The sequence below is a fragment of the Protofrankia sp. CiP1_Cm_nod2 genome (genome assembly GCF_920664355.1).
Classification (GTDB): Bacteria; Actinomycetota; Actinomycetes; order Frankiales; family Frankiaceae; genus Protofrankia.
The window spans coordinates 1-10820 of sequence record NZ_CAKKTL010000073.1 but is presented as its reverse complement, the minus strand read 5'-3'; the positions used below and the strand labels follow the sequence as shown (position 1 = coordinate 10820).

At 65.5% G+C, this 10820-nt stretch carries 10 protein-coding genes and 2 pseudogenes; 11 read left to right on the top strand and 1 reads right to left on the bottom strand.

The genetic code is table 11. The features are described from left to right. From NBW84_RS10555 to NBW84_RS10505, 11 genes and pseudogenes are all read left to right on the top strand, one after another. The coding region (locus NBW84_RS10555) for an MCE family protein (protein ID WP_250284063.1) at positions 1 to 800 on the top strand (800 nt) is incomplete at its 5' end. Next, the gene (locus NBW84_RS10550) at positions 797 to 1861 is read left to right on the top strand and encodes an MCE family protein (RefSeq protein ID WP_250284061.1); all 1065 of its coding nucleotides are present in this window, start codon (positions 797 to 799) and stop codon (positions 1859 to 1861) included. The genes NBW84_RS10555 and NBW84_RS10550, both read left to right, overlap by 4 nt. A 2-nt stretch (positions 1862 to 1863) precedes the next feature. Next, complete coding sequence (locus NBW84_RS10545) at positions 1864 to 3120, top strand: MCE family protein (RefSeq protein WP_250284059.1); 1257 nt, start codon at positions 1864 to 1866, stop codon at positions 3118 to 3120. After that, positions 3117 to 4409, top strand: coding sequence for an MCE family protein (locus NBW84_RS10540; protein ID WP_250284057.1), 1293 nt, complete (start codon positions 3117 to 3119; stop codon positions 4407 to 4409). The genes NBW84_RS10545 and NBW84_RS10540 overlap by 4 nt, the downstream gene beginning before the upstream one ends. Continuing rightward, entirely contained in the window at positions 4406 to 5752 is a 1347-nt protein-coding gene (locus NBW84_RS10535) for an MCE family protein (protein WP_250284055.1), read from the top strand. The genes NBW84_RS10540 and NBW84_RS10535 overlap by 4 nt, the downstream gene beginning before the upstream one ends. Continuing rightward, the gene (locus NBW84_RS10530; protein WP_250284053.1) at positions 5749 to 6507 is read left to right on the top strand and encodes a hypothetical protein; all 759 of its coding nucleotides are present in this window, start codon (positions 5749 to 5751) and stop codon (positions 6505 to 6507) included. The genes NBW84_RS10535 and NBW84_RS10530 overlap by 4 nt, the downstream gene beginning before the upstream one ends. 26 nt (positions 6508 to 6533) lie before the next feature. Next, a complete protein-coding gene (locus NBW84_RS10525; RefSeq protein ID WP_250284051.1) occupies positions 6534 to 7061 on the top strand; it encodes a hypothetical protein in 528 nt (175 codons plus the stop codon). A gap of 41 nt (positions 7062 to 7102) precedes the next feature. Beyond that, positions 7103 to 8161 (top strand): ABC transporter ATP-binding protein, encoded by a 1059-nt coding sequence (locus NBW84_RS10520; RefSeq protein ID WP_445548167.1) that lies wholly within the window; start codon positions 7103 to 7105, stop codon positions 8159 to 8161. 44 nt (positions 8162 to 8205) lie between these two features. Continuing rightward, positions 8206 to 8679: a DoxX family protein gene (locus NBW84_RS10515; protein WP_047221742.1), complete on the top strand. Its 474-nt coding sequence runs from the start codon at positions 8206 to 8208 to the stop codon at positions 8677 to 8679. Then, positions 8676 to 10298, top strand: a complete 1623-nt coding sequence (locus NBW84_RS10510; protein ID WP_445548688.1) for an AMP-binding protein — start codon at positions 8676 to 8678, stop codon at positions 10296 to 10298. Before NBW84_RS10515 ends, NBW84_RS10510 begins: the two co-directional genes overlap by 4 nt. Positions 10299 to 10305: 7 nt before the next feature. Next, positions 10306 to 10545 (top strand): annotated as a pseudogene (locus NBW84_RS10505) (integrase core domain-containing protein); the annotation flags it as partial. A gap of 142 nt (positions 10546 to 10687) precedes the next feature. Here the strand turns inward: NBW84_RS10505 and NBW84_RS10500 are convergent. Beyond that, a pseudogene (locus NBW84_RS10500) lies at positions 10688 to 10820 on the bottom strand (acyl-CoA dehydrogenase family protein); the annotation flags it as partial.

Below are 10820 nucleotides of genomic sequence, written 5' to 3'. Positions count from 1 at the left end.
ACCTCAACCTCACCGGTGACCGGTTTCTCGAGATCCAGGAGGGGGACGGGCCATCCGCGCCACTAGCCAAGAATGGCATGATCCCGATCGGGCAGACCGCTCCCGCACTGGACCTCGATGTGCTGCTGGCCGGATTCAACCCACTGTTCGAAGGCCTTGCTCCCGACCAGATCAACAGCCTGTCCACCGAGATCGTGTCGGTGTTCCAGGGGCAGGGCGGGACGATCGACTCATTGCTGAAGCGAGCGGCGTCGCTGACGAACACTCTCGCGGACCGTGACGTGGTGATCGGGCAGTTGGTGGACAACCTCAACATCCTGCTCGGCACGCTCGACCAGCACGGGCCGCAGTTGAAGGTCACTATCGACCGGCTCCAGACGCTGGTCAGCGGCCTGGCGAACGATCGCGGCCGGCTCGGCGACTCGCTCGCCGGCTCGAACCAGCTCGTGACCTCCCTCAGCGATCTGCTGACGAAGGTCCGCGGGCCGCTGCGCGACACCGTCACCCAGCTCGACCGAGCCGCATCGCAGGCGAACGCAGGCGAAGCCGACATCAACGCGGCCCTGAGCATGCTGCCCGGCGCCTACCTGCGCATCGGCCGACTCGGCGCGCGAGGCAGCACCTACGGCCTCTACGTGTGTTCGCTGCGACTGAAACTGACCGGCCCCAACGGCCAACCGTTCTACACCCCCTACATCGGTCCGGCCCCCAACGCGGACCGCTGCAAGTTCGGGACCGCTCCACTGGAAACCCCGGCACAGCGTGAACAGAAGCAGAAGTTGAGCGGTGGTGCGCGATGATGATCAAATTTCGGGAGCGCAACCCGGTAACGATCGCGGTGGTCGGCATCGCGGCGCTGGTTGGTCTGCTGTACGGGTCGTTCCAGTTGGCAGCGTTGCCGATCATCGCCGGCGACAGCTACTCGGCGATGTTCACCGAGGCCGGCGGCCTCCGCGCCGGCGACACGGTGACGATGGCGGGCACGAAGATCGGCAAGGTCACCGATGTCGGACTGAAGGGCAATCAGGTCAAGGTCACGTTCACCGCGAAAGGCGTGATACTGCGTGACCAGTCGACCGCCCAGATCAAGACCGAGACCCTGCTCGGCGAGCGGCGACTCGGGATTGTCTCCACCGGCACCCGGAAGATGTCTCCGGGCGATGCGATCCCGTCCTCGCGTACACAGGCGCCATACAGCCTCACGCAGGGCCTCGAGGATCTGACCCGGCATACAGGCGAGATCAATGTCGATGACGCCGGTCAGGCGCTCGACACGCTCAGCCAGGCCTTCGCGCAGACCTCCGGCGACATCGGCCCGGCCATGGAGGGGATCACGCGTCTGTCTCATACGGTGGCCTCCCGAGACCAGGCGCTGTGGGAGCTGCTCCAGCACGCGCAGCAGGTCACCGGAGTACTGGCGGGCACGTCAAAGCAGCTCACATCGCTCGTACAGGACGGTAATCTCCTGCTGGCCGAGCTCAACGCCCGGCGGAACACCATCCAGCAACTGCTCAACCGGACTGTCCAGCTCACCAACGAAATCGTGGGTTTCACCGGCGAGCAGCGCGACAAGCTGAAGCCAGCACTCGACAAGCTCAACCACACCATCGGGATTCTGCGGAGCAACGAGGGTAACATCATCTCCGCGATCCAGCGGGTCTCGACCTTCATCACGGGTCTCGGCGAAGGCATCGCCTCGGGACCGTTCTTCACCGGTGTCGCCGATGTGGGCGGACTGGGAGTCTTCCCGACGGCACAGTTCATTCCGGGGCTGGCCGTTCCGTCGCCGTTCCCGCAGCAGCCGGCGCCATCCCTGCCTGTTCCACCGCTCGGCCAGGTCATTGGTCAAGGAGTGAACTGATCATGCGACGCTTCATGGGCGCCACCCAGGGTAGGCGTAGGATCGTTTCCCTCCTGGCGGTGCTCGCCATCGCCGCCGGCGCCTTCTCCTTTTTCGTCCTTAACGGGCACAGATCCGGTACCGCCTACTTCGCGAGCGTGAAGAACATCTACCCGAAAGACCGGGTACGGATCCTCGGTGTCGACGTCGGTGAGATCACTGCGATCAGTCCCGAGCCTGGCCGGGTCCGAGTGGATTTCAGCTACGACAGCAAGTACAAGCTCCCGGCGGATGTGCAGGCCGCGATCGTCTCACCAACACTGGTCGCGACCCGCTTCCTGCAGCTGACCCCGGCCTATAACGGCGGGCCTACGTTCCCCGACAGGGGCACCATTCCCCTGGAGCGGACCGCGTCACCGCTGGAGTTCGACGACCTCAAGTCCGAGCTGGAGAAGGTCTCGGCGGCCTTCGGGCCTGCTCCTGACGGCAGTCAGGGCGTGCTGGGCCGATTCCTCGACACAATGGCCAGGAATGCGCAGGACGGCCAGGGCGCGAAGTTCAACGCAATGATCAGGGAAGCTTCGGCGGCGGCGCAAACTCTGGCCTCCGGCAGCGACGATCTGTTCGCGACCGTGCGGAACCTGCAAACCTTCGTCACGGCCCTCGGCGCAGTCGATCAGCAGATCGTCGAGTTCAACAACCAGTTGGGCTCGGTGTCCGAGGTGCTGGACGAGAACAGGAACGCGTTCACTCAGGCGATCACCGGAGTCAACGACGCCGCGGTACAGGTGGACCAGTTCCTCGCGGAGAACGCCCAACCCCTGGAGACCTCGGTCGATCAGCTGGGTCAGCTGACCCGGAGCCTGGCCGGCATGCGTGATGACATCGCCCAGGTGCTGCACGTCGGGCCGAACACGTTGACCAACCTCTGGCAGATCTTCTCGCCACGTAGCGGTGCCTACACCGGCGCTCTCGCCGTGGACAACCTCAACAACCCCGCCGACCTGGTGTGCTCGGCCTACGCGGTCAACCTCACCCAGAACCCGGGCGACGCCGCGGCGGCCTGTGCCAACTACCTGGCCCCGCTGCTGCAGGTCCTGCGCGTCCAGCAGCCGCCCATCGGCGTCAACCCGCTCGTAGTGCCCGGCGGCGGTGGCCCCACCGAACGGCCGGGCGTCGACCCACCGCCGAACGCCACCGCGAACAACCAGGGGCTGTTGCCCGACCTGGGCCTGCCCGGCCTGGGTGGTCTGCTCGTCCCGCCGTCTGGAGGCAGATGATGAGGCGGCTGCTGCGCTGGCCCATCCTTGCCATGGCCGCGGGCCTCGTGCTTACTGGTTGTAATTATCAGGGGCTCAACGACTTCACCCTGCCCGGTTCGGAAGGCTCGCGGCCGGGCTCCTACGAGGTGAAGCTCGAGATGGCCGATGTCGGTGATCTGGTGCCCAACAACCCGGTCCGGCTGAACGACATCAACGTGGGGACGATCAAGTCCATCCAGCTCGACGGATGGCACGCCCTCGTCACGATCAGGCTCAACCCCGACGTGGTGCTGCCGGCGAACGCGACGGCTCGGGTGGGTCAGGCTAGCCTGCTGGGCGCGAAGTACATCGAGCTCGACCGTCCCGCGGAGGGTGAGACCGGCAGGCTCGCGCCGGGTTCGACGCTCGGGCTCGCGCAGACCGGGAAGTACACCGGCACCGAGGACCTCCTGGCCTCGGTGGCGTTGCTGCTCAACGGTGGCGGGCTTGCGAACCTCAAGACGATCACCACGGAGTTGAACCGGGCACTCGGGGGACGGGAACCACAGTTCCGTGATCTGCTCACCCAGCTGAACACGTTTGTCACCGGGCTCGACAAGCAAAAGGGCGACATCGTCCGCGCGATCGACGGGCTCGACCGGATGGCCGGCAATCTGGCGTCCTACAACGGGCAGATCCAGTCCGCGCTCGACAACCTGCCCCCCGCACTCGACGTGCTGAACCGGGAGCGGATCAATCTGGTCAACACCCTGCAGTCGCTGTCGAACTTCGGCGACGCCGCACACGACGTGGTCAGCCGGGGCGGTGACGCGCTGGCCCAGAACATCGACAACCTGGGGCCTTCGTTGAAGGGGCTCGCCGACGCGGGCCAGTCCCTGACCAATTCCCTGGACATGATCGGGACCGCCCTGTTCCCACTCAAGACGTTCGGCGACGTCATCAAGGGCGACTTCGCCAACTTCTACATGACCCTCGACCTCACCCTGGGCACACTCGACCGCAACTTCCTGACCGGCACGCCGTTCGCGGGCCAGCTGGGCAACATAGAGAAATTGCTCGCGGCCGGGATGGGGGTGGCTGGTCAGGCAGTGAACCCGCTGACGGCGCCGGTCCTGCCGAACGGCGTCCCCGGCGTCACCGGGCCGGCACTCGAAGGCGGCACCAAGCCGGTACCAGCGGATCAACGCGGGGTGGAACCAGCCAGGCCGCCAGCCCAGCCTTCGCCGACGCCGTCCCCGACACAGCAACCGAACAGCGGTCTCGGAGACCTCCTCAATGGGCTCCTGGGCGGGGGAACAGGCCGATGATCACCAGATTCGTGCGTTTCCAGCTTGTGGCGTTCGCGATTCTCACCCTGGCCGCGACACTCATGATCGCATTGGTGTACCTCCGGGTTCCGACGCTCCTGGGCGTCGGCCAGATCCAGGTGACGGCCGACTTCCCGTCGACCGGGGGCCTCTACCCCAACGCGAACGTTACTTACCGCGGCTATACCGTCGGCAAGGTCAAGAAGATCGACCTCGTCCCGACGGGAGTCCGAGCAACGCTGTCCATCGACAAGGACAAGGCCCCGCCGCGCGACAGCCGGGCCGAGGTGCACAGCGTCTCGGCGATCGGCGAGCAGTATGTCGACTTCGTCCCGACCGCGAACCCCGGCCCTCCGATCCGGCACGGAGATCGGATCGACATGCGGCAGACCAGCACTCCGCCCCCGATCGCGTCCGTGCTCGACAGCGTGGACGACCTCGTCACGTCGCTGAACCCACACAGTCTCACCACCGTGCTCGACGAGGCCGCCGCGGCCTTCGACGGACTTGGTCCGGATCTCGGGCGGCTGGCCGACAACACCAGGGCACTGCTGGACGCCGCGGACACCAATTACGAGCCGACCCGGCAGCTGATCCAGAACGCCCCGGCTCTGCTGGACGCCATCCGGCAGAGCGATCCGTCCATCCGGCAATGGGCGGATGACCTGTCGTCATTCACCGGCACGCTCGCGAAGGACGACCCGCAGATCCGGGCGATGCTGGCGAATGTGCCCCCAGCGGCTGGACGGGCAGGCGACCTTCTCCAGCAGCTGAGCCTGACCACGCCAACCCTGCTCAGCAGCAGCGACGTGCTGGCCAAGCTGGCGAAGGCCTACCACGCTCCCATCGAGCAGATCCTCGTCGTGTATCCGCTGCTGACAGTCGAGAACCTCACGACGGCCCCCGAGTACCTCTCGCCCGGGGTCTTCAAGTTCAACCTCGAGACCAACGTCAACCCACCGGTGTGCATGGACGGATGGGTACCGGAGGGCCAGCCGGGCGGTCCGCGTCCGTCGAGCATCATCAGCGATGAAGAGCTGCCTGCGAACTCGTACTGCAAGCTGCCCCAGAACGACCCGCGAGTGACGCGGGGAGCGCGCAACCTGCAGTGCTTCGAGCCGGGTTCTCCACCAGGACGGCGAGCAGGGACGATCCAGGGGTGCCGGGGCGATGGCGAAAAGCCGATTACAGGGAAAGGCGTGTTCGTTCCCGGCGAGACCGGTCTCGGCGGGATCACTGTCCTCGAGGGTCCCCTCACGGTGCTCGGGGTCGTCGGATCACCACCGCCTCAGCAGAGGGAGTTGACATGGCAAGGACTACTGATCGCTCCGGCCGAGCGGTGACGTTGTTGACCCACGACGCGCCGGCGGCCCTGCCGAAACACGGTGCCGAGGAACCCGCCGAAGATACGAGGGAAAGCAATCCCAGGTCCACGACCAGGGACGCGAAGACCGGAGACGAGGTCCGGACACTCGCCGAAGAACAGCCGGACGAGGCATTCGTGGACAATGAGGGTGGCGGCGAGCTCCCGAATCCGGACGGTCCGGTCAGCGATGATCCGGTCTCGGTGACGCTGGCATCCGCGGCCAAAGGATCGCGTCCGCTCAGGCGGGGGCGGGCGTTCCGGATAGCGTTGGTGGCATTGTCGGTGCTTGTTGTCGTACTTGTGGCCACCACGGTTGTGTTCAGTCTGCGCTGGCAGAACGGCCACGCCGTCGATGCCCGTCGCGCCGATGCCGTGGCCGCCGCTCGTCAGGTGGCGCTGAACCTGACCTCGATCAACTTTGGCACCGCGGACGCGGACGTCAACAGGCTCGTCTCGAGCGCGACCGGTGACTTCCGCAATCTGTTCACCCAGAACCTCGATTCCTACGTCGATATCGTCAAACAGAACCAGGTCGTCACGACCGGCCAGGTTACCGAGGCCGGCGTACAGGACATCAACGCGAGCATCGCACACATTATTCTGGCCGTGCAGTCCACCGTGCGGAACACGGCGGTGCCGAACGGCGAGGTCAGAACCTACCGAATGGCGCTACAGATGGAACATCACGGCGACGGATCCTGGCTGGTCTCACGAGTGGATTTCGTGCCGTGAGGGCCTTACGGAAAGCCTTACGGAAAATGGTGGCGATTGGAGACCCCCGGGCAATCTGGCGAACCGCGCATCGGTATCCGCGAACGGTTCTCATCGGGCTCGGGTCGCTCACGGTCGTACTCGCCGTTGGGCTGGGCATCCTGGTGCTGGCGACCGATCGGCACAACACGGTCGAGCAGGCCAGGGCGGATGGTAGGACGGCCGGCGAGAAGATGGCTGTGACCCTGCTGTCCTACGATTACCGTTCTTCAGTGTCCGATCTTGGAAAACGTGACGATCTGCTGACCGGGCACTTCAGGGACGAGTACTCCGCGCTCATGCGGGACACCGTCATGCCAGCAGCGGTCAAGCAACAGGTGACGACCCAGACGAGCGTCGCGGCGTCCTCGGTCATCTCCGCTGACAGTCCCGACAAGGTGACCATGCTGCTCTTCCTCAACCAGACTACGCAATCGGTGGCGAGCAAGAATCCCGTACTCAACGGTAGCCGGGTCCGGATGGCCCTCCAGCGGGTCAGTGGGCAGTGGCTGGTCGCCGAGCTCACCCCGGTGTGAACGCCGACGCTCACTGTGTAGTGCCACGTATAGGGGGATCGATGACCGGTGTTGAAGTCGAGATCAGGAATCTAAGCAAGTCGTTCGGCAAGGCGAACATCTGGAGTGACGTCACGCTGACCCTGCCCCCGGGCGAGATCAGCGTGCTGCTCGGGCCGTCGGGCACTGGAAAATCGGTGTTACTCAAGTCTATCATCGGTCTATTGAAGCCCGAAAAAGGTAGTATAATCATCCATGGCACCGACTTGATCCGATGCTCCGAGAATCGGCTTTATGAGCTGCGTAAGCTTTTCGGTGTGCTGTTCCAGGACGGTGCGCTGTTCGGTTCCATGGACGTCTACGACAACACCGCGTTTCCGCTGCGGGAGCATACTCGTAAGTCCGAGACCGAAATCCGTAGGATTGTCATGGAGAAACTCGATCTGGTCGGGCTCACAGGCGCGGAGAACAAGCTCCCCGGAGAGATCTCCGGCGGTATGCGCAAGCGCGCCGGTCTGGCCAGAGCGCTCGTGCTCGATCCGGAGATCGTGCTCGTCGACGAGCCGGACTCGGGACTCGACCCGGTTCGTACGGCCTATCTCAACCAGCTCATCGTCGACCTGAACGCTCAGATGGATTCGACGTTCCTGATCGTCACGCATCACCTGGGTACGGCGCGGCAGCTGCCGGACAACATCGGGATGCTGTTCCGCCGTAACCTCGTAATGTTTGGTCCCCGCGAGGTGTTGCTGACTTCGGAGGAACCCGTGGTCCAACAGTTCCTGCAGGGCCGCCGAGCCGGGCCCATCGGAATGTCGGAGGAGAAGGACTCGGCGCAGATGCAAGCTGAGATGGCGCAGCTGCGCGAGCAGGGAGCCGCGGCACGGGACGACATCACGTTCGTCGACCCGCAGTACGAACCAAGTGCCGGCCTACCCGAGCGGCGCGCCGTTCAGCGGCGCAAGGACCGGGTCATGAAAATGATGCATACCCTGCCATGGAAGGCGCAGCAGGCTATTCGTGAGTCCTTGACGGAGGATGATCTCGTTCGTTACGAGATCCCGTGGGATCCAGGTTCCACCGAAGTCATCAAGGTGCACAGGCCGTTTCCGATCCAGTGAATGGCCGTCCGGCCTTCGAAAGAGGCACATCGGTGGGTACAGGGATGACGAGCTTGATCCTGCGTGCGGCAGTCGGCACGACAATGATCGCGCACGGAGTCAAGCATGGCAGGACGATCCAGGGAACCGCGGACTGGTTCCAGATGATCGGGTTCCGCGAGCCGGAGCTGCAGGCACGGCTGTCCGCCGTGGTGGAGGTTGGCGCCGGCGGCGCACTGCTGGTGGGGGCCGGCACACCCCTGGCCGCCTCGGCGGTTGTTGGGACCATGGGGGTGGCCGCCCGTTCCGTGCACGTCCGCAACGGCTTCTTTATTACCGCGGAGGGCTATGAGTACGTGCTCAACCTGGCCGCCGCCGCCGTGGCCCTGAGCACACTCGGCCCGGGCCGGTTCAGTGTGGACCGTCTGTTCAAGCATGCTGACGACCACCCGAGCGTGCGTCGCGGGCTGTTGACCGCGGGGATCGGGCTGGGCGCTGCCGCCGTCCAGTTGGCCGCGTTCTGGCGCCGTCCGGCATGAGGGGTGGTGTCGATGAACAGACGGCGCGGTCAGACGGCATGACGGCGTCGTTGCACCCAGCAGCGTCGGCAGAACAGACGCTTCCCGCCCGCGACCGCGTGGTAACCCGAGCTGTTCTGGAACGACACGCTGCCGAACGGCCCGATGCGCTCTGCGTGCTCGGCCCTGATGGCGAGCGATGGACCTGGGCGCAGGCTCTTGACGAAGCCTATCGGTCGGCGACGGCACTGGCGGCACGTGGAGTCGGCCGCGGTGATCACGTTCTGCTCTTTCTGCCGAACGGGCTCGACTGGCTGCGCGCCTGGTGGGGGACCAGCGCCTTGGGCGCGGTGATGGTGACCGTGAACGTCGCCTACCGCGGGGAGAGTCTCCGGCATGTCTGTGCCGAGTCGGGCGCTTCGGTGATCGTCACCGACGGTGTCCTCGGTGAGCGGCTGGCCGGGCTCGGGCTCGACATCGTCCCGGTGTCCCCTGCTGAGCTGCGCGCCGGGACCGTCACGGAACCCGTGCTCGACCCGCCCCTCGAACCCTGGGACGTGCACGCCGTGAACTTCACCTCCGGCACGACCGGTCCGGCCAAAGGCGTCCTGACCCCGTATCTCGCCACGTACATGGGCGGGGTCAACGCCATGGGTGAGGCCGGTGGTCTGAGCGCCACCGATCGCTGGCTGGTCGACACTCCGCTGTTCCACGTGAGCGGACAGATGACCGCGCTGGTCTGCCTTTCCGCAGGGGCGAGTATGGCGGTGCGGGAGCAGTTCGCCGGTTCCCGCTACTGGGATGTCGTCGCGGAGACCGAGGCCACCCATGCGTTGCTCGTCGGCACCATGGCGGCGTTCCTGCTGTCTCGGGAACCGAGCGCGGCCGAGCGAGCGCACCGGCTGCGGGTAGCCGTACTGGCCCCGATGGTCGCCGACCCCGTCGCGTTCCGCGCACGGTTCGGTGTGGCACAGCTGTGCTCCGTCTACGGTCAGACAGAGATCAGTTCACCGCTGCTGGTGCTGCCCGGGGCCGAGATCGTGCCGGGCAGTGTCGGGCGGCCACGGCCCGGCGTTGAGCTGCGTATCGTCGATGAACATGATCTGCCGGTGGCCATCGGTGAGATAGGCGAACTGGTGGTCCGCACGGACCGGCCATGGGAGATGAACGTCGGTTACTTCCGGAGGCCCGAGGCCACGGTGGCGGCTTGGCGCAACGGCTGGTTCCACACCGGCGATGCGTTCCGATGCGATCAGGAAGGCAACTACTTCTACGTCGACCGCATGCGCGACACCCTGCGGCGGCGGGGCGAGAACATCTCCAGCTTCCAGGTGGAGGCCGAGGTGATGGCGCACCCGGATGTCCTTGAGGTCGCGTGCGTCGGCGTGCCGGCGGAGTTCGGCGAGCACGAGGTCAAGGTCTTCGTCGTCCCCGTCGAAGGCCGCGTCGTCGATCCAGCTGACTTGATTGGCTTCCTTGTTCCGCGGCTGCCGCGGTTCATGATCCCGAGGTTCGTCGAAGTGGTTGCCGAGCTGCCGAAGACCCAGACACTGCGGGTGCGGAAGTTCGAGCTGCGTGACAGACCGAACACGGAGGCGACGTGGGATCGCCAGGCGGCGGGCGTCGCCCTGCCCCGCTGATCCCACCGTGGAACGGTTCAACCGGATCCTGCTCGAGGAATGGGCCTACGCCCGCGTCCACACCAGCGAGACCGAACGCCGTGCTGCGCTGCCCGGCTGGCTGCACACCTACAATCACCAGCGCTGCCACACCGCGTTCGGAGGTCATCCGTCCGTCAGCCGTATCCCCAGCCTCACGGGACAGAACAACTGGAGCGCCGGTCACGTAACCATACGTGGCTTGGCGAACGGTGACATGCGTCGATGAGTGCCGGCCATCGAGAAGATCGGCGCGACCTTGTCGATGTGTACGCCAATTTGACCGACAAGCGTGCACACCGACAAAGTCGTTTGGATCATGGCTCGTGCGGGTAGTTGCGGACGGGTCCCGTACTACTTGACCGGCGTTCCTAGGCGCCCAGCCCGAGGGCCGCCGCGAGCAGTTCGCGGTGTGCGGACGGGCTTCCGAGAAGGGCTTCGGACCCCTTGGCGCGCTTGAGGAACAGGTGCGCGTCGTGCTCCCAGGTGAAGCCGATGCCTCCG